Raw genomic sequence first — 21,579 nt, forward strand, 5'->3', positions numbered from 1 at the left:
TGTATCGCTCGACTATCAATGCAGAAGATCTCAACAGGATAATGATCATGCAGCTTAATGAACTCGCTTTATTTCATCAGCAAGCTTTTATTGCTGGAAAGTGGTGCGATGCAGACCATCAACAAACATCCAAAATTTTAAATCCGGCGACATTAGAGATTATTGGTACTGTCCCAAATATGGGTAAGGCTGAAGCCGAGCGTGCCATTGAAGCTGCCAAAGAAGCTTGGCCGTTATGGAAAAATAAAACAGCAAAAGATCGATCAATTATTTTAAAAAAATGGTTCGATTTAATTATTTCAAATGCAGATGAATTGGCTTTTATTTTAACGAGTGAGCAAGGAAAGCCCTTAGCTGAAGCCAAGGGTGAAATTTTATATGCTGCCAGTTTTATTGAATGGTTTGCCGAAGAAGCAAAACGAGTGTATGGAGATATTATTCCAAGCCCATATCCAGATGCTCGTATTGTTGTAAATAAACAGCCTATTGGCGTCGTTGCAGCTATTACGCCGTGGAATTTTCCCGCTGCCATGATTACGCGTAAGGTTGCTCCAGCCTTGGCGGCAGGTTGTCCTTGTATTGTAAAACCAGCACCAGAAACGCCTTTTACTGCTTTGGCTTTAGTGGACTTAGCTGTGCAAGCGGGCGTGCCTGCTGAAATTTTTAGTGTGATTACAGGTGATGCAGTTCATATTGGTGATGCAATTTTTGAAAGTGATGTTGTACGCAAGTTTACTTTTACGGGTTCAACACCAGTTGGCAAAATGTTGCTTGAGCGTTCAGCAAAAACCTTAAAAAAAGTTTCCTTAGAATTGGGTGGCAATGCGCCGTTCATTGTATTTGATGAGGCCGATTTAGATGCAGCAATTGAGGGAGCACTCATCGCCAAATTTAGAAATGCAGGGCAAACCTGTGTATGCGTCAATCGATTCTTAGTGCAGGCGGGCATTTATGAAAAATTTATTGCTGCCTTAAGCCAAAAAATCCAAAACTTTAATATTGGTAATGGATTAGAAGCTGGGCATGACATTGGGCCATTAATTAATGCCAGTGCGGTGAAAAAAGTTGAAGCTCATATTCAAGATGCATTAGATAAAAATGGTCGTCTTGTGGTTGGTGGTAAAAAGCATAAAGCGGGTGAATTGTTTTTTGAACCAACACTGATTGCAGATGTTACCGCTGATATGGATGTGGCAACCCAAGAAACGTTTGGTCCGCTAGCAGCTGTATTCAAATTTGAAACCGAGCAACAAGCAGTTGAAATGGCAAATGCAACTGAATTTGGTTTAGCCGCATATTGTTATACCAAAGATTTAGGCCGTGCTTGGCGAATGAGTGAACAGCTTGAGTATGGCATGGTCGGAATTAATAAAGGCCTTATTTCAAATGAAGTTGCACCGTTTGGTGGAATTAAACAGTCTGGTTTAGGGCGTGAAGGTTCTAAATACGGTATTGAAGATTACCTAGAAATTAAATACACCTTGTTTGGAGGATTGAATATATGAGTAATGAAAAATTTGAAAAGGGTTTAGCAATTCGCAAACAAGTTCTTGGTGAAGAATATGTAAATAATTCAATCAACAATGCCGATGAATTTAACCTTCCTCTTCAAGAGTTAGTCACTGAATATTGCTGGGGAGCTGTTTGGGGACGTGAAGAATTAAGTAAGCCTGAGCGTAGTTTAATTAATTTGGCAATGATTTCAGCTTTAAATCGTCCGCATGAATTAAAACTACATGTTAAAGGTGCACTTCGAAATGGCGTACCTAAAGAGAAAATTCGTGAAGTGCTTTTGCAGGTTGCAATTTACTGTGGCGTGCCTGCTGCTGTAGATAGTTTTCGAATTGCTAAAGAGGCAATTAAAGAGTTTGAATCTGAGCAATAAACGTTGGCTTTGAATATTAAAAAAGCCTTGTTCAAGTGGGCAAGGCCTTATTTATTTTAAGCTTGTTTGTTCAGTTCAGGTGGTAAATGTTGGGCCAAATAATCTATTGCAAGGCGGGTTTTCAGCGGCATAAAAGGCAACGTAGGCCATACTAAATGGATCGGAAAAGCAATGCTCGACATAGTTTCTAACACTTGTACCAGCTTACCGTCCTGTAATTCATTTTGAATGAGCCAATCGGGCAGCCAAGCAATACCTGCGCCAGCAAGTGCTGCATTTTTAATGGCTTGTAAGTCATTTAAAAGAAGTTTTGCTTTGGGCTTAATAAAGAAAGGCTCGTCATTTTCCTTTTGAAGTCGCCACTTTTGCATTTGACCAAAATGCGGATCGGCAATTGTGGCGTGGTGGTCTAAGTCTTCAATATTTTCTAATGGACCTGCTTTATTTAAATAGTCAGGTGAGGCACAAAGTAGCATTCGATGCTCACCAATCGGCTTGGCAACGAGCTGAGTGGTGTCAGGCAGTGAACCAATGCGGATGCATAAATCAAAACCTTCTTCGATCAAGTCTACATTTCGGTCATTAAATGAAATTTCTAACTGTAAGTCCGCATGTTGCTGAGCAAATTTAACCATGAGCGGAGCAGCAAAAAGTTGCCCGAACAGCACTGGCACAGACATTCTTAATCGGCCTGTTGCGTTAATTTTGCCTTGGTCTAATAACGCCGCCGCATTTTGTATTTCACTTAACGCTCGGCGGCTATGCTCATAAAACAAAGTACCTTCGTCAGTCATGCTGAGTGAACGTGTTGTTCTTTTAAATAGAACTACACCAAGCTGTTCTTCAAGCCGAGCAATATTTTTACTTATGGCTGAGCGAGTTAAATGCAATTGCTCGGCAGCTTTTACAAAACTTCCAGCTTCAACCACAGTCACAAATATAGAAATTGCACTTAGCTCATGTTGCATGATTGTTGCCTAAAAGGAACCAATATAAAGAAATAATATCACCACTGTTGAATTTATTATGGAGTTAATATGGCTTCATCAAAAACGTGGAGATGGTCATGGCTAAAATATTGGTATTAAAATCCAGCATTATGGGTGAGGGTTCACAAACCAATCGCCTAATCGATGTAATGCTTGAGCACCGTAAAGACCAAGGTTTGCAAGATGACATTACCATACGCAATTTAGCTGAAATGAACCTGCCTGTATTAGATCTGGAAATTTTTCAGGCGCTTCGTGGAGCTGAAAATGTAAATCAAGACATTCAACAAATCGTTGCTTTGTCGGACGAATTAATTGCTGAATTAAAAAATGCCGATTTACTCATTATTGGTGCACCGATGTACAACTTAAATGTCCCGACTCAACTCAAAAACTGGTTTGATTTAGTTGCACGAGCAAGACAAACATTCCGCTACACCGAAACTTATCCTCAAGGTTTGGTTGAAGGCGTAAAAGCTGTGGTGGTAAGTAGTCGGGGTGGTATTCATGTCGGCCAAGAAACTGAGGCAGTCACGCCTTATCTCAAAGCAGTGTTAGGGCTAATGGGCATTCATGACGTCGATTTTATCTATGCAGAAGGCTTAGACATGCAGGCCTATCGCAGCAATGCTTTAGATTTGGCAAACCAGCAAGTTAAAGAATTCGCTGTTTAAAATTATAAGTTGAAACTCTTGTACCTCTGATTGATGACAAGAGTTTCTAAGTCTATTTAAATTACATTTCTAAGTTCATTTGCCGTGTTACGCAGCAATGGCAAAATTTGCTGAACCAAATAATCTTCTTGTATGCGGTTGGTTTGAGACATGCAGTTAAGTGCTGCCACTGCTTGACCTTGTGCATTAAAAACGGGCACGGCAATCGCAATTACACCAAGTTCATGTTCTTCTTTAGAAAGACAATAATCCGATAACGAAATACCCTTAAGCACTTCAAAAAACTTTGACTCATCTACTATGGTAAAAGGCGTTAAGCGTTTTAAACCGTAATTTTTTACCCACGTATGTTGGGCTTCTTCAGGTAGTGCTGCCAGCAATACTTTACCTGTAGACGTAGCATGGGCAGGCAGTCGGTTTCCTAAATGCATGCCATAAGGGCTAACGCGTAAATTATCTTGCTGCGGTAAATAGCTACGGGCAATCGGCACCACTTCGTTATCGTCCAGAACTACAATCGAAAAAGTAAGAGATGTTTGCGCGCATAAAAGATTTAAAAATGACTGAGCAACTTTAGGCAGATGGGCAGAGCTTAGATAAGAACTCGAAAAGCGCAGCACGCGATGAGTGAGCCAAAAGTAATGTTCATCGGTTTCTAAATAGCCTAAGTATTTTAAAGTTTTTAGGTAACGCCTTGCCGCTGTACGACTAATACCGGTTCGCTCAGCCACTTGAGTGACATTAAGCCGTTGCCGATCTGTTCCAAAAGCTTCCAATAAAGCCAAGCCTTTTGCTAATCCTGCAATGTAGTCATCTTGACGAATTTTCTCATGCGAGTTCGGGTGCTCTAGAAAAGCATCGAGAGAAGGCATCCTTTCATTCCTGTTATTTTGATTGTTTCTGTCCGCTATTCGGACAAACTAAATGATAAACGGTTATTTTCGTCTTGGATACATAGTGAACAAAACTTAAAGCCAGTAATTTAAAAGTCAGGATGAAACAAGGATGAAGTTATGGATATTTTAAAGACACAGGTTGCAATTATTGGTTCTGGACCAGCAGGGTTATTGCTTGGGCAACTTCTATATAAAGCTGGCATCGATCATATTATTGTTGAGCAACGTAGCGCTGAATATGTGGCTTCACGGATTCGTGCAGGAATTTTAGAGCAAGTTTCGGTCGACTTACTGAAACAAGCAGGCGTTGACCAAAACTTAAAAGACAAAGGATTACCGCATTCGGGCATCGAAATCTTAACCAATGGTGAGTTACATCGAGTTGATTTAGCCGCACTCACGGGTGGAAAACAAGTGACTGTATATGGTCAGACCGAAGTGACTAAAGATTTAATGGCTGCGCGTGAAGCAGCACAGCTCACTTCATTTTATGAAGCTCACCATGTACAAGTAAAAGATTTCTACACTGCACCAAAAGTTGAATTTGAATACCAAGGTAAAACCTTTCAAATTCAGTGTGACTTTATTGCTGGTTGTGATGGTTACCACGGTGTCTGCCGTGCCAGCGTGCCTGAAGACAAAATTAAAACCTTCGAAAAAGTTTATCCGTTTGGCTGGTTAGGGGTATTGGCCGATGTGCCACCTGTAGCCGATGAACTGATTTACGTACAGTCTGAACGTGGATTTGCTTTATGTAGTATGCGTTCAGAAACGCGCAGCCGTTATTATTTACAAGTCCCTTTAACAGATCACGTAGAAGACTGGTCCGATGAAAAGTTCTGGGACGAGTTAAAAAACCGCCTAGATCCTGAAAGCCGTGAAAAGTTAGTGACAGGACCTTCTATTGAAAAAAGTATCGCGCCGTTACGTAGCTTTGTGACCGAGCCAATGCGTTTTGGAAAACTATTTTTAGCAGGTGATGCTGCGCATATTGTTCCACCAACAGGAGCAAAAGGCTTAAATCTCGCTGCATCTGATATTGCTTATTTATCAAGCGCACTCATTGAATATTACGCCGAAGGTTCCGAACAAGGGATAAATGAATACTCTGAAAAATGCTTACAACGCGTATGGAAAGCAGAGCGTTTTTCTTGGTGGATGACTCATTTATTGCATCGTTTTGAAACTGAAAGTGAGTTTGACCATAAGATTAAACAAGCCGAGTTGAGTTATGTACTGGGTTCGATTGCGGGTAAAACCACATTGGCCGAAAATTATGTCGGTTTGCCTTATGAGATTAAGCAAATTGATAGTTTTAAGCACGCAAGCTAAAGACTAAGTAAAAATAAAAAGGGCATGAAAATGCTCTTTTTTTATAGAAAAATTTAAGTGGGCCGTACTAGCTTAAGAGATTGTTTTGCTTAAAAGATCAGCATTAATAAAAGCTTTTGTCATATTTTTTCAGTATATTGCTATTAATTTCTTTATTTATAAATTCTAAGTTTGTATGGAACAGGACCAAGCACGCATACCTAAATATATTCCTATCCGCGATGCAATTGCCCATGATATTGAATCTGGCGTATTAGAAGCCCACGCAAAACTCCCTTCGGAAAGAGTACTTTCGGAACAATTCCAAACCACACGAGTGGCTGCACGTGAAGCTTTACTGGCTTTGGAAACTGATGGTCTGATTTATCGATTAGACCGCCGTGGTTGGTATGTTCGTTCTCCTCGTATTATTTATCACCCACAATCGACTAAAAACTTTAATCAGTTTGTGATTGAACAAGGCTATGAACCTTCTACAGAAGTGATTTCGAGTGAGCTGACTCAGGCTACTTCTTGGGATGCCAAGCATTTAAAAGTTGAAAAAGGGCATCCGATTTATTCAGTTTGGCGACGTCGTTGTATTAATGGTCGACCTGTTTTGGTTGAACATTTACGTGTGAATGCCGAGCTTTTTCCCGAGTTTTTAACTCATGATCTCAAGCAATCGATTACTTTGCTGATGGCAAATCAATATAACTGCCATATCACCAGAGCCGATATTAATCTGTATCCAACAGCTTTATCGGAACAGCAGGCCAAAGCACTACATGTGAATGTTGGCGCGCTCGGTTTATATATTTGCCGTAGCAACAGAAATGAAGAAGGTGTGATTACCGATGTTGACCAAGAATATTGGCTACATGATGTTTTAGATTTACATTTCGAAGCGCGAGCATAAAATAAAATCTGGTTTAAACCAGATTAATTAAACTGTCATATAAAGCTGTTGAAATACGATCATCAAATAATTGCATTCGATGGTTTGCAGATGAAACAGTACGTTCAACAGACAATTAAACTTGGCACTGCATCAGTTTTAGGTGTAGTGGTCGCTATTCAAATGGGATGTTCATCAGCAACATCAAAACAATCAGAAGAAATTACAGTCTATACGGCAGTGGAAGCCGACCAGCTTAAGCAATACCAAGAAGAATTGCACAAAGCCTATCCTGAACTCAAAGTAAAATGGGTACGTGATTCAACTGGTGTAATCACCGCTAAACTTTTGGCAGAGCAGAAAAACCCACAAGCGGACGTGGTTTTTGGTGTGGCTTTAACCAGTTTGCTGGTCATGGAAAAGAAAGACATGCTTGAGCCTTTTAAACCTGAAGGCATTGAAAATTTAAAACCAGAATTTATAAGTCAAAAATCTGTACCAACTTGGACGGGTATGGATGCATGGGAATCTGCAATTTGTGTCAATAAAGTCGAATTAGAAAAACGTAAGTTACCGATTCCAAAAACTTGGAAAGATTTAACCAACCCCATTTATAAAAACTTAATTGTGATGCCAAATCCGGCTTCGAGTGGCACAGGCTATTTAGATGTCACGGCTTGGATACAAATTTGGGGCGAAAAGCAGGCATGGGACTATATGCAGGCTTTGGATAAAAACATTTCACAATATCCTCACTCGGGTTCAAAACCTTGCAAAATGGCCGCACAGGGCGAAATTCCAATTGGTGTTTCTTTTGGTTATCCGGCATTTAAGTTAAAAGCAGAAGGTGCACCTTTAGAAGTGGTTTATCCAACTGAAGGTTTAGGCTGGGAAATGGAAGCCTCAGCAATTGTGAAAGGAACCAAGAAATTAAGCAGCGCACAGAAATTTATAAATTGGTCGGTAAGCAAAGCAGCAAATGAAGCTTATGCACACAACTTTTCAATGGTGGCTTATAAAGGCATTGAAAATACCACTATGGACTTCCCGAAAAATCTTCCTCAAATGCTGGTAAAAAATGATTTTTATTGGGCAGCCGAGCAGCGTGAACGTATTTTGGCTGAATGGTCAAAGCGTTTTGAAAAGTGATCTTTTGGATAAGGGCCTCATTATGCAAATACCTTCGTCATTGCAATCATCTCTGCTAGGTCAAAACCCAAAAGGCGAGTTAGCAGGGCATTTATTGTCGACCTTAACGACCTATAAATATCCTGAACATGGCTCCTCAGTTTTAGTAGTGATAGATATACAAAAAAAATTCCAACACTTTCAGGCTCTAACGCATATTAATTTAGACCTTAAAGCAGGCGAGTTCGTGAGCTTTTTAGGACCTTCTGGATGCGGTAAAACCACATTACTACGCATAATTGCGGGTCTGGAAAAATCTGATTATGGAAAAGTCATAAAAAAAGGCACAGACATTACGTTGTTGAGTGCTGAAAAGCGTCACTGTGGCATTGTGTTTCAGAACTATGCGTTATTTCCAAACTTAAATGTAGAAGAAAATATTGCTTTTGGCTTAGATAAAAAGAAATGGAATAAGGCACAGCGTAGCCAACGAGTTCAGCAATTATTAGAACTGATTGAGTTACCTGATATTGCTAAAAAATATCCAAACCAATTGTCGGGTGGTCAGCAACAACGTGTTGCGCTTGCTCGGGCAATTGCGCCGAAGCCTGATATTTTACTCTTGGATGAACCATTGTCTGCACTCGATGCTCAGGTACGTCTAAAGCTAAGACAAAAGATCCGTTCGATTCAAACGCAGCTTAATTTGCCAACGATTATGGTCACACACGACCAAGAAGAAGCCTTAAGCATTTCTGACCGTGTGGTAGTCATGAATCATGGTGTTATTGAGCAAATTGATACGCCGCACAATATTTATTACAAGCCACAAACCCAATTCGTTGCAAAGTTTATTGGCACCATGAACTTTTTGGCAGCTACTTGTTCGGTCGTTAATCAGCTCGAGGTTTTGGGTTTTATTCCTCTAAATTTGGAGCAACAAAAACTTAAAGCAGGGGAAAATTACAGCATTGGTTTTAGACCCGAAGCTGTCGAGTTGGTTGATGATTTTGGCACTGATAAAGAGACGTTGTATTTGCCAGTTAAAGTATTAAGCACTGAATTTTTAGGTGCGAAACGTCGTTTGTTTTGCGCTATTCATACCGATGAAATTGAGCAAGCAAAACATCTTTTGCAAATTGAAATTGAAAATACCAAGTTCAAATCTTTGCAAGAAATCATGTTTATAAAAGTGCCTAATCAGCTCATTCATGTCTTTGACGAACAAGGGTACGCACTATGTTAAATGAAGCTGCATCAGCGGTTTTAAAAACACAGCCGCGTCGAAAAACTGAATATTCATTAAGATCAAATATTACTTTAGCAAGCGTTGCAATTACTTTGACTTTAGTGATTATTGCTCCATTAATCATGCTGTTTGAAACTGCATTTTTTAATGAAAATCAAAATTTTGTTGGGCTTGAAAATTTTTATCATTATTTTGGCAGTCCAGCTTTACTCAGCTCTGTATTTAACTCAGTGTGGGTTGCTTGTACTGCTACTGTCATTACAGTATTTCTTGCCAGTATTTATGCTTTTGCACTCACCAATGTGAATATAAAAGGTAAAGGCTTCTTTAAACTGGTGGCTTTTTTACCCATTTTAGCGCCATCACTTTTGCCTTCTTTGGCATTGGTTTATTTGTTTGGTAAGCAAGGCGTATTAAAACCCTTACTGGGTGATATGCAAATTTATGGGCCAATCGGTATTTTAATCAGTTACTGCTTTTGGCTATTTCCAGCAATGTTGATGTTGATGATGGTGTCTTTTCGCAGTGTCGATCAGCGTTTAATTGAGGCATCTTTGTCGCTCGGCAAAAATATCTGGAAGACCCATTACCACGTCACACTACCTGCAATTCGCTATGGACTCATTAGCGCAAGTCTAGTGGCTTTTATTTATGTACTGACCGATTTCGGAATTCCGAAAGTCATTGGCGGTTCATTTAACATGATGGCGCTTGATGTCTATAAACAGATTATTGGTCAGCAAAACATGAGTATGGGTGCGGTAATTTCCATCTTGTTATTGCTACCGGCAGTGTTTGTCTTTATTTTCGATCGAATACAAAGCAAACGCCATGCACGGTTTCAAGCCTTTCAGGCTAAACCTTATGTTTCAGCACCGAATAAAAAACTTGAAGTCGTTCTGAGCCTATTTTGTGGTTTGGTTTCAGGTGCGATTTTACTGATTATCTTTACGGCTGTGCTGGCGTCATTCATCCAGTCTTGGCCTTATGATTTGTCTTTAACCTTGGCACATTACAGTTTTGAATATGTCGATGGTGGTGGTTGGGCGGCGTACTTTAACTCGGTTCGCATGGCACTCTTTAGTACGTTTTTTGGAACAGCAATCATTTTTATGGTGGCGCTATTAACCGAACGTTTTAAAGCATATCCACTCATTAAGAACTATGTGCAAGCTTTGGTTTTATTACCTCTTGCTGTGCCGGGGCTGGTCTTGGGTATTGCTTATATTTTGTTTTTTAACCAGCAAAGCAACCCGTTAAATGTGCTGTATGGGACCATGACCATTTTGGTGATTTCAACCATTGTGCATTATTACACCGTGCCACACCTCACTTTAACCAATGCCATTAAACAAATTCCGCTACAGCTCGATCAGGCTGCGGAAACTCTAGGAACATCGAAGTGGAAAACCTTTTGGAAAGTGTATTTGCCTATGTGTTTTCCAGCGCTATGCGATGTATCGGTTTATATTTTTGTGAATGCCATGACCACTGTGTCGGCTGCCATTTTCCTTTATTCACCAGACACTAGTTTAGCGGCGGTGGCGGTTTTAAATATGGATGATGCGGGAGACACGGTTGCTGCTGTTGCGATGAGTATTCTCATTTTAACCACCTCATGTGTTGTAAAACTCATTCACTGGTTATTTACCAGAAAAATTATGGCAAGAAGTCAGCAATGGCGTGAAAGCGCTCACTAAGTTTTAGCTAAACACAATTTTTATTTAACTGACTGAAATTGAATGCTTTGTTCAACAAGGCAAGGGTGTATTCATCCTAAATTTCGCAAATTGGAAGTCTTATGAATCACGCACAGTTTGATTTAATTGTTGTCGGCGCCGGTATTTTAGGTTTGTCCGCGGCCATACAAGCGCAAGAACAAGGCTTAAAAGTTTGTATCTTCGAGAAAAATGCTAAGCCTGTGGGCGCAACTCGTCGTAATTTTGGCATGGTGGGAACATCGACTTTAACCCATCCAGAGCAACAGTGGCGAAAGTACGCGCTTGAAACGCGTTCTTTTTATCAACGTATTCAAGCTGAAACCGATATTTCATTTGAGCAAAGACAAGGTGTGTATCTGGCAAATACGGCACTTGAATGGCAGGTTTTAAATGAGTTTGCCGAGCGTGCAAATAAATATCAAATACCTGTGCATTTGTTTAGCCATGATGAACTGGTCACCCAATTTTCCTATTTAAATCCTTCGCAGCAGTTTCAAGGCGGCTTAGTTTTTGAAGAAGACTATTCGGTCGAACCGCATGTGATTGGGCAGCGACTGTTGGCATATGCCGAAAGAAACGGCGTAAAGATTTATACCAATGCCTGTGTTGTTCAAACCCAATATCAGAAGGAAAGTTGTCAGGTTCGTTTGGCAAGTGGCGAGGCATATCGGGCAAATAAAGTTTTGATCTGTCACGGTGAAGTCATCGATGTTTTATATCCGGATCTTTTACAAAGTTTGAATCTGAAACGTTGTGGCCTACAAATGGCTCTAACTCAACCGTTTCACCAAAATTTAAATGCTTCTCTTTATTCAGGCTTATCTATTTCACGTTATCCGGCTTTTGACATTTGCCCAAGTCATGCCGAGCTGGTTAAAGCATCACAACAAGGTTTCATTAAAGAATTCGGTATTCACATTCTGATTAAACAAAACGAATTTGGTGAACTGATCGTGGGCGATAGTCACGAATACCATCCGATTAATGAAGCGCCTCAGTTCGAGCAGCGTGAAGAGATTAATGAGTTTATTCAAGCTTACTGCTACGAAAAACTAGGGCTGAATTTACCTCCAATTCAAAAACGTTGGAATGGTTATTACCTGACTCATGAACATGAGTTGGCCTGTGTCACTGAAGCCGAAAAAAATATCTTTCTGGTGAGTGCTATTGCTGGCAAAGGCATGACCACAGGGGCTGGCTTTATGAAAGAAATATTAGAACAAAATATTTACTAGTTTGTCATCTGGTTTAAACCAGATTGATGTATATTGAAATGAACGCGAAAGAAATGAGTAATATTATGAACATGCAACCCCAACTCGATATGGATTTAGAGAACAAATATTTGCTTCTTACTCCAGGACCCTTATCAACATCGGCAACAGTACGCCGTGCCATGCAAAAAGACTGGTGTACTTGGGACCAAGAATACAACTCGCTGGTACAAGATATTCGCTCTCGTCTAGTCAACTTAGCAACCAGCCAACCTGAAAAATATACGGCTGTGTTAATGCAAGGCAGTGGAAGTTTTGCTGTGGAGTCTGTGCTTGGGTCAGCTATTCCGCGTGATGGCAAAATCTTGATTATCAATAACGGCGCATACGGTGCACGTATGGTGCAAATGGCGTGTTGCTTAAATATTGAAGTGATCGAGCTGAACTATTTAGAAACCCAAACACCAGATTTACAAGAAATTGAGCGCGTTTTAGAAGATAAAACCATTAGCCATGTTGCTTGTGTGCACTGTGAAACCACCACAGGTATTTTAAATCCGATTCAAGAGATAGGCCGTTTAGTTAAAGCAGCAGGAAAAATCTGGATTGTGGATGCCATGAGTTCATTTGGTGGTGTGCCTATGGATATTGCCGAGCTTGAAATTGATTTTCTGATTTCAAGTGCAAATAAATGCATTCAAGGTGTTCCGGGCTTTGGTTTTATTTTGGCAAAGCGTGATTGTCTAGAAGCATGTAAAGGTTTGGCACGTTCGGTTAGCCTCGATTTGTATGATCAGTGGAATACCATGGAGCAGCATAACGGCAAATGGCGTTTTACCTCGCCAACCCATGTGGTACGTGCATTTTATCAAGCATTGCTTGAGCTTGAGACAGAAGGCGGTGTTGCTGCACGTTATCAACGTTATTTACAAAACCAACAAACCTTATCGCAAGGTATGCAACAACTTGGCTTTGAGTTGGTACTTGGTAAAGAGTGTCCACAATCACCCATCATTACCACTTTTCTGTACCCGACAGCCGAAACATTTAGCTTCCAGTCATTTTATGAAACGCTGAAAAAATCAGGCTACGTAATTTATCCAGGCAAAGTCACAGATCTTAACTGCTTCCGTATTGGCAATATTGGTGAAGTTTATGTACGAGACATTGAAGGACTTCTTGCTGCGATTGCGAGCTACTGCGAAAGCCACATAAACCAAGCTGTAACAGTATAATTTTTATTAAATTAAGGGGAATACATCATGACAACCAACAATACACAAATTCAGGCTGTGGTTTTTGACTGGGCTGGTACAACTGTAGATTTTGGCTCACGCGCACCAATTTTAGCTTTTATGGCTTTATTTAAAGACAATAAAGTTGAAATTACGGTTGAAGAAGCGCGTGCGCCCATGGGATTAGAGAAACGTGATCATATTGCAGCAGTTTTAAAAATGCCGCGTGTAGCAGCGGCATGGCAGGAAGTATATGGGAAACCTGCAACTGAAGCAGATATTGACCGTTTATATAAAGACTTTATTCCGTATCAGTTAAATTCTATTCCGAAATGTTCTGCTTTAATTCCGGGCGCATTGGAAACGTTTGAAAATATTAAAAAGCGTGGTGCAAAAATTGGCAGTAACACGGGCTATGCATCCATGATGATTGGTCGTTTAGTTAAAGATGCTGCTGATCAGGGTTACCGACCGGACTGTATCGTTACTGCTAGCGACGTGAAATATGGCCGTCCATATCCTGAAATGCTATGGAAAAACTTAATTCAACTCGATGTATCCGACATCAAAACCGTTGTAAAAGTAGATGATACTGTGGTGGGAATTGACGAAGGTTTAAACGCAGGGTGCTGGACAGTCGGGCTTGCGATTAGTGGCAATGAAGTCGGTTTAAGCTATGAAGAGTGGAGCGCATTATCGGCCGATGAACAGATTATTCTAAAAGATAAGGCATACCAAAAAATGAATGCGTCGGGCGCTCACTATGTGATTGATAGTGTCGCTGATTTGCCAAATGTACTCGATGATATTGAACGCCGTTTGGGGCAGGGTGAACGACCTTAAAGATAGTTTAGGCCAATATATTTTTAAGCTTAGCTCCCTTGGGAGCTAAGCTTACCTAAAAAATTAAAATGAAGATTAATAAACTCTACATATGTGGAAATAAGGAGTAACTTTGAGGAGTAAACTCCTTATTTCCTGCTAACCATCTAAAACACATGTTTAGATCGTTAGACCATCAATTCTATAGGCATAGGACCTATAGGATTTTTTGTGATGGATCTCTTTACGACTTTTGAGGGTCGTATATTTTTTCTTTAATGAATAGGGCTGGTATCACACCACAAATCAGGTAGGCAGCGCCCATGACGACAAAACCTAAACCAATTGAGCCGCCAGAGGCTAAGAAACCAATTGTTGCAGGGGCTAATGCAGCGCCTAAACGTCCGACGTTATAAGCACCACCAATAGCTGTACCGCGAATTGCTGTCGCAAAACTTTCAGTCATATAGGTTGCATTTACGCCATACGGGATGCCGTAGAGGAAACCAAAGGTCACCAGTAAATATAGAATGTTGCTTGGCGAGTTATAAAAAACGATCAGAGGTAGGAAAATAGCAGTGCCGATTGCACCAAAAGCATAAGTAAAACGGCGCCCTAATTTATCTGCCATCATGCCCGCAAGGACTTTACCTAAAATCATGGCGGTATATGTACCTACCATATAAGCCGTCATTTCCTTAAATTTCATACCGAGTTCACTTTCTAGATATGACGGCATCCAGTTATTTACACCATAGTAGCCAAACTGTAAAAAGCCTGCCGTTAACGCCCATAAGATAAACATATTACGGTTTCGTTTATCTTGGAAAATAAGCTTAAATGCCGAGGTTTTCGATGCGTTTTGAGCCATGACTGGTTGTTGTAGTCGAGACTTTTGCCATGCTTCTGGTTCTGGTACAAGCACATGCATGAGAACGGCAATAACAACAGGAATAATCGCAACATAAAACAGCATGCGCCAGCCATGATCAGGAATAATCCAGCCTGCAAGCAAGGTCGCAACAATATAGCCAACCGTCCAACCTGCTTGTAAAGTGCCCAGTACTGTAGTGCGATAACGGGTTGGAACATATTCGGCCATGAGGGTATTACAGGCGATATAAAGTGAACCCAAACCCAGTGATGCAAAAAATCTTAAAATACCAAACTGAAGAAAGCTTTGGGTGAAACCTAAGCCACAGGTGAGGAGCGAGAAAGTTAAAATAGAAATAACCACAATGCGCACGCGACCAAATTTATCGCATGCCCATCCCCCAAAAATTCCACCAACAGCCATACCTGCCAATGTAAAACTGCCAAGCATACCTGCTTGTACTGAATTTAATCCAAAATCTGCCTTAATACTATTTAAGCTATAAGACAGCAGCATCAAATCTGCCCCATCTACCAATAGTGCTAGAAATGCAAAAATAAATGCTATTTTCCACGTATGAGGCTGTATACGAGAAAGACCTTCTTTGTAATTTGTAGCCATAATCCATTACCTACATTTGATAAAAAGCACTCCAAGTCGTTTTAAAGTGCTTAAAATTTAATTAAGACGCAGCGCGAATCATGTTTCGGGCAATAATCATTTGTTGAATTTGAGTGGTCCCTTCATAAAGACGGAACAGACGAACATCTCGATAAAAACGTTCAATGGCATATTCACTGATATAGCCCGCACCGCCGTGAATTTGTACGCAGCGATCAGCAACGCGGCCACACATTTCGGTTGCAAACATTTTTGCGCAAGAAGCTTCGGTGCTAACGTTTTGCCCTGCATCGCGTAGGCGTGCAGCGTCTAAGACCATACATTTGGCGGCATAAATTTCAGCTTTCGAGTCAGCAAGCATGGCTTGAATGAGTTGGAATTCGGCAATTGGTTGTCCAAATTGCTTGCGTTCGATGGCGTAATTTAAAGAATCATCTAGCATTCTGGTTGCTGCGCCGACACTTAAAGCAGCAATATGCAAACGTCCTTTATCGAGCACTTTCATGGCCGTTTTAAAACCAACACCTTCAACACCACCAATGAGTGCCGAAGCAGGGATGCGGCAATTTTCAAAAATAACGTCACAGGTATGGGCACCTTTTTGCCCCATTTTTTTATCGCGTTTGCCAAGAGAAATACCCTGAGTTTGGCTGTCGACAATAAACGCAGAAATACCACCAGCGCCTTTAATATCAGAGTTTGTACGTGCCATGACTGTGAATACGCCAGCGTGAGGTGCATTGGTAATAAAGCGTTTAGTGCCGTTTAACACATAAAAATTGCCATCTTTTACTGCACTGGTTTTTAAAGATGCCGCATCAGAACCTGCGTCCGGTTCGGTTAAGCAAAAAGAACTGATCACTTCACCACGAGCTAAACGCGGTAAGAAAAATGATTTTTGTGCTTCGGTCCCATCAATAATCAGGCCACTTGAGCCAATGCCATTATTGGTTCCAATGAGAGAGCGAAAAGCAGGAGAGGTACGACCTAATTCAAAAGCGACATAGACTTCTTCTTCCATCGTTAGGCCAAGACCTTCGTATTCTTCAGGAATGGTTAAACCAAATAAACCGAGAGCTTTCATTTGCTCAACGATATCTTGAGGAATTTCATCCGTTTCAGCGACTTCATTCTCATGAGGAATTAATACACCTTCAACAAATTTTCGAATCATATCAACAAGTTGATTTAAGGTTTCCTGATCTCGAATCATAGTCTCGTCCTTTTACTACATGCAGAAAACATCAATGTGATGTTCGTAAAATCACCAATATTTGAAGCGATAGTAATCAAAGGATGAACGCAAAACAATATATTTTGAAAATTAATTTCGCAATGCGATACTTTATTGTTGATTTGTGTTTGGCTAATTTATTGATTTATTTGAGCTATATTTCCTTATAAAAAATCATTATTTTTAGTGGAAAATTAAAGTTTGATTTTTCAAATGAGCTGTGTATATTAAAAATATATATCGCTATGCGAAATTTTAAATGGATAAGTTTTCCTAGAGGAAATGAGTCACAAAATATAGTGGGATGAAGATGGGTGCTTTAAATGGAATTCGGGTGCTTGACTTAAGTCGGGTATTGGCTGGACCTTGGTGTGGACAGATTCTTGCCGATTTAGGCGCAGAAGTAATCAAGATTGAAAGACCGAAAGTCGGTGACGATACCCGTTCTTGGGGGCCACCTTGGATGAAAGATGATTCTGGCCAAGACACTCAAGAAGCTGCATATTATCAGTCTACCAACCGTAATAAATTATCGGTTGCCATCGACATTGCCAGTTCTGAAGGCCAAGAATTGATTAAAGCCCTCATTCAAGACACCGATGTCGTGATTGAAAACTACAAAGCGGGTTCTTTAAAAAAATACGGCTTAGACTACGAGTCTTTATCTGCGATTAATCCTAAACTGGTGTATTGCTCAATTACAGGCTTTGGTCAAACTGGTCCAAGAGCAGAGGAGCCCGGTTACGACTTTATTATTCAGGGTATGGGCGGGCTCATGTCGGTCACAGGTGAGCGTGATGATTTGCCTGGTGGTGGACCACAAAAAGTAGGGGTCGCATTTTCCGATTTAACCACAGGTCTTTACTCTACGATTGCCATACAGGCTGCTTTACTCAACCGTCATGTGACGGGTTTAGGCCAATACATTGATATGGCTTTGCTTGATGTTCAAATTGCCACAATGGCAAATCAGGGAATGAACTATCTTTCATCGGGTAATATCCCTAAACGTTATGGCAATGCACACGCCAATATTGTCCCTTATCAAGTGTTCAAAGCTTCTGACCGTGATTTTATTATTGCATGTGGAAATGACACTCAGTTTATTCAACTCTGTCGTAGTATTGGTTTACCCGATTTACCAAATGATCCGCGTTTTGCCCGAAATGCAGACCGCATTAAGCATCGTGATGAAATTATCGGAATTTTACAAACTCACTTTTTAACAAAAACAGCAGATGAATGGGTAGATGCAATCTATGCTGCTAAAGTTCCCGTTGGTGTGATTAATAACTTGGAACAAGCTTTTGAAGAGCCACAAGTGATTGCCAGAGAAATGCTGGTCGAGATGAATCACCCTCAACGTGAGAAACTGAAGGTAATTGGGTCACCAATCAAACTTTCGAGAACACCCGTAGAGTACAAAACAGCACCTCCGCTGCTAGGTGAACATACGCAGGCCGTTTTGGGGCGAATAGTTTCTTCAGAAAAACTAGCAGAGCTTAAAGAAAAGGGCGTAATTGGGTAGGTGGCTTAAAAGCGGAAGATTACAATTATATTTAAAATCAGAAAATAAAATATTTAAACTTTCGCTTTAATAAGTTAAATGAAGTTATCTTTAAAATGCAGACTAGGATGTTTGCTCTTTTGCTATTTATTGAAAAAATAGATTATAATTTTCGCAGTGCGAAACAAAATGTGGATTGGTATGACAATGAACGATGCAGTTGATGCAGAACAGACAGAAAAATTATTAGCGCCTTTAAGGCATGAATTATTACATCCGATTGAAGATATGCAGGATGAAAATGATCGCCAATTTATTACTGCATTAGCACGTGGTTTAGAGCTATTACGTTGTTTTACGCCTAAACATCAGCATTTGGGCAATCAAGAGCTTGCGCAGATGACAGGTTTGCCAAAACCAACCATTACTCGCCTCACACATACCTTGTCGCGTTTGGGCTATATCAAACAAGTACCTAACTCAAGCAAATTTCAGCTTTCAGTAGGAGTTCTTGCGTTTGGTTATTCGATGCTGTCTAACGTATCGATTCGCTCTATTGCTCATCCATATATGAAAAATTTGGCAGACTATGCTGGTGCTGCTGTAGCCATGGCAACACGCGATCGTCTGAATATGATTTATCTTGACGTGGTGCAAGGCAAAGGCAATATGACCATGCGCCGTCAAGTCGGAACGTATTTACCGATTCATTTAAGTTCAATGGGGCGTGCATGTTTAGCTGCAATGCCTGAAGATGAAAGAGAGTTCTTACTTAATGCCATTCGTAACAAGCATAAAGAAGACTGGATCAAAATTAACCGTGATCTAGACAAAGCGTTTAAAGACTACCAAGATTTTGGTTATTGTTTTTCAATTGGCGAATGGCATAAAGACGTTAACTCGGTTGCGGTTCCACTCATTCATGAACAACATGGTTTGCTGGTATTTAACTGTGGTGGTCCAAGCTTTATTATGAACCGTGAAAAACTCGAAGAAGATATTGCACCACGTCTTTTACATATGGTGAATAATATTCGTACCGAGATTAGCTAAACCTATTTGATTCATTTATAAGAGCCAGCTTTGTTTTTTTAAGGCTGGCTTTTTAATGGGTAAGCTTTAGGCTGTTTGGTTGTGAAAGTTCGGTTTCCGTTTTTCTTTGAAAGCACTTAATGCTTCTTTAAACTCGGAACCTTGTAAACAACGCGAGAAAATAGTCGACTCATGGTCAATACGATTGAGTAGATCATCAATTGGCATATCTCTTAGTAACTTTTTACTGAGCTGTAAGGCTTGGCTTGGTTTGTGAGCAAGTTTAATTGCCACATCTTCAACCACTTGATCCAGCTCATTGGCTTCAAATATTTCATTTACCAGACCATAATTTTTTGCTTGTTCCGCCGAAAACTTTTCACCGAGTAAAATAATTTCCGAAGCTCGAGCAAAGCCCAATAATCTTGGCAAGATGTAACTTGAACCCGCTTCAGGTACAAGCCCCAAATTCACAAAGGGGAACTGAAAAATAGAGTTTTGGCTTGCATACACAAGGTCGCAATGTAGAAGCATAGTGCTGCCAATGCCAATTGCCACACCATTTACTTTAGCAATAATCGGTTTTGGAAAAGTTGCTAAGCTTTTTAAGAAAACAATCGAAGCGGGTGGTTCTGAAGTGGTGGTATCTCGTTTTTCAAATGCGTTTACATCATTGCCGCTGGTAAATGCGGAGTCTTCACCAGTAAGCACAACCACATGAATGTCTTGATTGGTTGCAGCTTGATCTAATGCCTGACTTAAAGCTGCATACATTTCATAATTAATTGCATTCTTTTTAGTGGCATTACTCATGGTGAGCGTTAGTATATTTCTATCAAAATACTTATGAATTGTGCCTGTTTTAAGCTCGCTTTGGGTTTTGTTGTTCTGCTGCATCGTTCATTCCTTTAAATAATTTTCCGTCTAAAATTTAAACTGATGCTATCGAAAAATAATTCCGTTATCAATTATTTTGTTTTATATTGTGGTATAAAATTTTGTATTGTGAAATTTTTAACTTAAATTACTTTAAATACTGATAGGATTTATGTGTAAATAAGCATCTAGCCCTGCTAGGGAAATAAGAGGCTGGCTATAGAACAGTGAGTGGAAAGAATATGAAGACCAAAATTACAGAACTATTTGAAATTGAGCATCCAATTATTCAAGGCGGTATGCATTATGTTGGTTTTGCAGAGCTTGCTGCTGCGGTTTCGAACGCGGGCGGGTTAGGTATTATCACTGGCCTGACTCAGCGTACACCTGAAAATCTGGCAAAAGAAATTGCACGTTGCCGAGAAATGACCGATAAACCTTTTGGGGTAAATTTAACCTTTTTACCTACCGTAAATACTCCTGATTATCCGGGTTTTGTAGAGGCAATTATTAAAGGTGGCGTAAAGATTGTAGAAACAGCAGGGCGTAATCCTGAACAGGTGATGCCATATTTAAAGGCTGCTGGTATTAAAGTAATTCACAAATGTACTTCGGTTCGACATAGCTTAAAAGCTCAGCAAATTGGATGTGATGCGGTTTCTGTAGATGGTTTTGAGTGTGGTGGGCATCCTGGTGAAGATGACGTGCCAAATATGATTTTATTGCCCTTAGCAGCCGATGCATTAGACATCCCGTTTGTTGCCTCAGGTGGTATGGCAGATGGGCGCTCACTCGCGGCTGCTTTAGCGATGGGAGCTGATGGAATTAATATGGGCACGCGTTTTATTGCGACTCAGGAAGCTCCCGTACATGAAAATGTGAAACAGGCGATTTTAAATGCAACCGAACGAGATACGCGTTTAATTATGCGTGCTTTGCGAAATACTGAACGTGTCATGAATAATGCGGCCGTAGAAAAAATCGTGGCAAAAGAAAAAGCACTCGGCGATAACATTAAATTTGAAGATATTATTGAAGAAGTTGCAGGGGTTTATCCAAAAGTCATGATTAATGGTGATGTTAATGCAGGTGCATGGTCATGCGGTTTAGTCGCAAGCTTAATCCATGATATTCCGACATGCGATGAACTGGTTAGCCGGATTGTCAAAGAGGCAGAAGATATTATTCGTGGTCGGTTATTAGGGCTTTTATAGGATTTTTATTTATTTTACATATGGTTGTTAAAATGCCCATCTTATAAATTAAATGGGCATTATTTTACGAATTCTATTAAAGAATTTTTTCATTTTATAGAATTTATTTTAACGTAATGGATAGATAGAACCTCCTTTTTTCTTTTTCTTGCGTTTAAATAGACTCAAAATATTTTTGATGATTCTCATCTTTATCTCC

Annotated in this window: 19 protein-coding genes; 14 read left to right on the forward strand and 5 right to left on the reverse strand. The window is 40.2% G+C overall.

From position 1 onward, the window contains the following. Window positions 1-47 precede the first annotated feature (47 nt). Window positions 48-1,505, forward strand: a complete 1,458-nt coding sequence (locus EGT34_RS18870) for an NAD-dependent succinate-semialdehyde dehydrogenase (protein ID WP_001176546.1) — start codon at window positions 48-50, stop codon at window positions 1,503-1,505. Continuing rightward, window positions 1,502-1,885: a carboxymuconolactone decarboxylase family protein gene (locus EGT34_RS18875; RefSeq protein ID WP_000064100.1), complete on the forward strand. Its 384-nt coding sequence runs from the start codon at window positions 1,502-1,504 to the stop codon at window positions 1,883-1,885. The genes EGT34_RS18870 and EGT34_RS18875 overlap by 4 nt, the downstream gene beginning before the upstream one ends. A 56-nt stretch (window positions 1,886-1,941) precedes the next feature. On the opposite strand, the gene EGT34_RS18880 is transcribed toward EGT34_RS18875, so the two are convergent. Beyond that, window positions 1,942-2,853: a LysR family transcriptional regulator gene (locus EGT34_RS18880; protein WP_001163451.1), complete on the reverse strand. Its 912-nt coding sequence runs from the start codon at window positions 2,851-2,853 to the stop codon at window positions 1,942-1,944. 98 nt (window positions 2,854-2,951) lie between these two features. Here EGT34_RS18880 and EGT34_RS18885 point away from each other — a divergent pair, with 98 nt between their 5' ends. Next, window positions 2,952-3,548 (forward strand): NAD(P)H-dependent oxidoreductase, encoded by a 597-nt coding sequence (locus tag EGT34_RS18885; protein ID WP_001062878.1) that lies wholly within the window; start codon window positions 2,952-2,954, stop codon window positions 3,546-3,548. Between the two features lie 56 nt (window positions 3,549-3,604). Here EGT34_RS18885 and pobR read toward each other — a convergent pair whose 3' ends face one another. Beyond that, a complete protein-coding gene (gene pobR, locus EGT34_RS18890; RefSeq protein WP_001139492.1) occupies window positions 3,605-4,420 on the reverse strand; it encodes an IclR family transcriptional regulator PobR in 816 nt (271 codons plus the stop codon). Between the two features lie 141 nt (window positions 4,421-4,561). Between pobR and pobA the strand changes: the two genes are divergently transcribed. The 8 genes from pobA (at window position 4,562) to phnX (ending at window position 14,043) form a co-directional block, all read left to right on the forward strand. Next, window positions 4,562-5,776, forward strand: a complete 1,215-nt coding sequence (gene pobA, locus EGT34_RS18895; RefSeq protein WP_000353506.1) for a 4-hydroxybenzoate 3-monooxygenase — start codon at window positions 4,562-4,564, stop codon at window positions 5,774-5,776. A gap of 175 nt (window positions 5,777-5,951) precedes the next feature. Further along, on the forward strand, window positions 5,952-6,674 hold the full coding sequence (locus tag EGT34_RS18900; protein ID WP_000434318.1) for a UTRA domain-containing protein: 723 nt from the start codon (window positions 5,952-5,954) through the stop codon (window positions 6,672-6,674). A gap of 90 nt (window positions 6,675-6,764) precedes the next feature. After that, on the forward strand, window positions 6,765-7,802 hold the full coding sequence (locus EGT34_RS18905) for a putative 2-aminoethylphosphonate ABC transporter substrate-binding protein (protein WP_000816397.1): 1,038 nt from the start codon (window positions 6,765-6,767) through the stop codon (window positions 7,800-7,802). Window positions 7,803-7,824: 22 nt separating this feature from the next. Beyond that, window positions 7,825-9,027, forward strand: coding sequence for an ABC transporter ATP-binding protein (locus EGT34_RS18910; RefSeq protein WP_001166804.1), 1,203 nt, complete (start codon window positions 7,825-7,827; stop codon window positions 9,025-9,027). Next, window positions 9,021-10,730 carry a putative 2-aminoethylphosphonate ABC transporter permease subunit gene (locus tag EGT34_RS18915; protein ID WP_000930936.1) on the forward strand — a complete coding sequence of 570 codons (1,710 nt, stop codon included), beginning with the start codon at window positions 9,021-9,023 and terminating at the stop codon, window positions 10,728-10,730. The genes EGT34_RS18910 and EGT34_RS18915 overlap by 7 nt, the downstream gene beginning before the upstream one ends. Before the next feature lie 101 nt (window positions 10,731-10,831). Continuing rightward, window positions 10,832-11,986 carry a TIGR03364 family FAD-dependent oxidoreductase gene (locus EGT34_RS18920; protein WP_001015045.1) on the forward strand — a complete coding sequence of 385 codons (1,155 nt, stop codon included), beginning with the start codon at window positions 10,832-10,834 and terminating at the stop codon, window positions 11,984-11,986. 26 nt (window positions 11,987-12,012) lie between these two features. Continuing rightward, window positions 12,013-13,200, forward strand: coding sequence for a 2-aminoethylphosphonate--pyruvate transaminase (phnW, locus tag EGT34_RS18925; RefSeq protein WP_024437434.1), 1,188 nt, complete (start codon window positions 12,013-12,015; stop codon window positions 13,198-13,200). A gap of 27 nt (window positions 13,201-13,227) precedes the next feature. Continuing rightward, the gene (gene phnX / locus EGT34_RS18930) at window positions 13,228-14,043 is read left to right on the forward strand and encodes a phosphonoacetaldehyde hydrolase (RefSeq protein ID WP_000210522.1); all 816 of its coding nucleotides are present in this window, start codon (window positions 13,228-13,230) and stop codon (window positions 14,041-14,043) included. A 223-nt stretch (window positions 14,044-14,266) separates the two neighbouring features. Here the strand turns inward: phnX and EGT34_RS18935 are convergent, their stop codons facing one another. Both EGT34_RS18935 and EGT34_RS18940 read right to left on the reverse strand, forming a co-directional pair. Continuing rightward, window positions 14,267-15,517 (reverse strand): MFS transporter, encoded by a 1,251-nt coding sequence (locus tag EGT34_RS18935; protein ID WP_000224806.1) that lies wholly within the window; start codon window positions 15,515-15,517, stop codon window positions 14,267-14,269. Window positions 15,518-15,578: 61 nt separating this feature from the next. Next, entirely contained in the window at window positions 15,579-16,730 is a 1,152-nt protein-coding gene (locus EGT34_RS18940; protein WP_000617415.1) for an acyl-CoA dehydrogenase family protein, read from the reverse strand. A 331-nt stretch (window positions 16,731-17,061) separates the two neighbouring features. Here EGT34_RS18940 and EGT34_RS18945 point away from each other — a divergent pair, with 331 nt between their 5' ends. Then, on the forward strand, window positions 17,062-18,279 hold the full coding sequence (locus EGT34_RS18945; RefSeq protein WP_000501122.1) for a CaiB/BaiF CoA transferase family protein: 1,218 nt from the start codon (window positions 17,062-17,064) through the stop codon (window positions 18,277-18,279). 186 nt (window positions 18,280-18,465) lie between these two features. Beyond that, window positions 18,466-19,311 carry an IclR family transcriptional regulator gene (locus EGT34_RS18950; RefSeq protein ID WP_000996083.1) on the forward strand — a complete coding sequence of 282 codons (846 nt, stop codon included), beginning with the start codon at window positions 18,466-18,468 and terminating at the stop codon, window positions 19,309-19,311. Window positions 19,312-19,377: 66 nt separating this feature from the next. On the opposite strand, the gene EGT34_RS18955 is transcribed toward EGT34_RS18950, so the two are convergent. Next, a complete protein-coding gene (locus EGT34_RS18955; RefSeq protein ID WP_001186961.1) occupies window positions 19,378-20,187 on the reverse strand; it encodes an enoyl-CoA hydratase in 810 nt (269 codons plus the stop codon). 221 nt (window positions 20,188-20,408) lie between these two features. Between EGT34_RS18955 and EGT34_RS18960 the strand changes: the two genes are divergently transcribed. Continuing rightward, window positions 20,409-21,380 (forward strand): NAD(P)H-dependent flavin oxidoreductase, encoded by a 972-nt coding sequence (locus EGT34_RS18960; protein ID WP_000850356.1) that lies wholly within the window; start codon window positions 20,409-20,411, stop codon window positions 21,378-21,380. Window positions 21,381-21,579 lie beyond the last annotated feature (199 nt).

The sequence above is a fragment of the Acinetobacter sp. FDAARGOS_558 genome (assembly GCF_003937785.1).
GTDB classification, from domain to species: domain Bacteria; phylum Pseudomonadota; class Gammaproteobacteria; order Pseudomonadales; family Moraxellaceae; genus Acinetobacter; species Acinetobacter baumannii.

Bases quoted from the DNA above. Each gene is read 5' to 3' on its own strand.
- EGT34_RS18880 (WP_001163451.1), bottom strand. From the start codon at position 2,853: ATGCAACATGAGCTAAGTGCAATTTCTATATTTGTGACTGTGGTTGAA.
- EGT34_RS18870 (WP_001176546.1), top strand. From the start codon at position 48: ATGCAGCTTAATGAACTCGCTTTATTTCATCAGCAAGCTTTTATTGCT.
- EGT34_RS18940 (WP_000617415.1), bottom strand. From the start codon at position 16,730: ATGATTCGAGATCAGGAAACCTTAAATCAACTTGTTGATATGATTCGA.
- phnX (WP_000210522.1), top strand. From the start codon at position 13,228: ATGACAACCAACAATACACAAATTCAGGCTGTGGTTTTTGACTGGGCT.
- EGT34_RS18935 (WP_000224806.1), bottom strand. From the start codon at position 15,517: ATGGCTACAAATTACAAAGAAGGTCTTTCTCGTATACAGCCTCATACG.
- EGT34_RS18960 (WP_000850356.1), top strand. From the start codon at position 20,409: ATGAAGACCAAAATTACAGAACTATTTGAAATTGAGCATCCAATTATT.
- EGT34_RS18900 (WP_000434318.1), top strand. From the start codon at position 5,952: ATGGAACAGGACCAAGCACGCATACCTAAATATATTCCTATCCGCGAT.
- EGT34_RS18945 (WP_000501122.1), top strand. From the start codon at position 17,062: ATGGGTGCTTTAAATGGAATTCGGGTGCTTGACTTAAGTCGGGTATTG.
- pobR (WP_001139492.1), bottom strand. From the start codon at position 4,420: ATGCCTTCTCTCGATGCTTTTCTAGAGCACCCGAACTCGCATGAGAAA.
- phnW (WP_024437434.1), top strand. From the start codon at position 12,013: ATGTATATTGAAATGAACGCGAAAGAAATGAGTAATATTATGAACATG.
- EGT34_RS18885 (WP_001062878.1), top strand. From the start codon at position 2,952: ATGGCTAAAATATTGGTATTAAAATCCAGCATTATGGGTGAGGGTTCA.
- EGT34_RS18910 (WP_001166804.1), top strand. From the start codon at position 7,825: ATGCAAATACCTTCGTCATTGCAATCATCTCTGCTAGGTCAAAACCCA.
- EGT34_RS18875 (WP_000064100.1), top strand. From the start codon at position 1,502: ATGAGTAATGAAAAATTTGAAAAGGGTTTAGCAATTCGCAAACAAGTT.
- EGT34_RS18955 (WP_001186961.1), bottom strand. From the start codon at position 20,187: ATGCAGCAGAACAACAAAACCCAAAGCGAGCTTAAAACAGGCACAATT.
- EGT34_RS18905 (WP_000816397.1), top strand. From the start codon at position 6,765: ATGAAACAGTACGTTCAACAGACAATTAAACTTGGCACTGCATCAGTT.
- EGT34_RS18915 (WP_000930936.1), top strand. From the start codon at position 9,021: ATGTTAAATGAAGCTGCATCAGCGGTTTTAAAAACACAGCCGCGTCGA.
- EGT34_RS18950 (WP_000996083.1), top strand. From the start codon at position 18,466: ATGAACGATGCAGTTGATGCAGAACAGACAGAAAAATTATTAGCGCCT.
- EGT34_RS18920 (WP_001015045.1), top strand. From the start codon at position 10,832: ATGAATCACGCACAGTTTGATTTAATTGTTGTCGGCGCCGGTATTTTA.
- pobA (WP_000353506.1), top strand. From the start codon at position 4,562: ATGGATATTTTAAAGACACAGGTTGCAATTATTGGTTCTGGACCAGCA.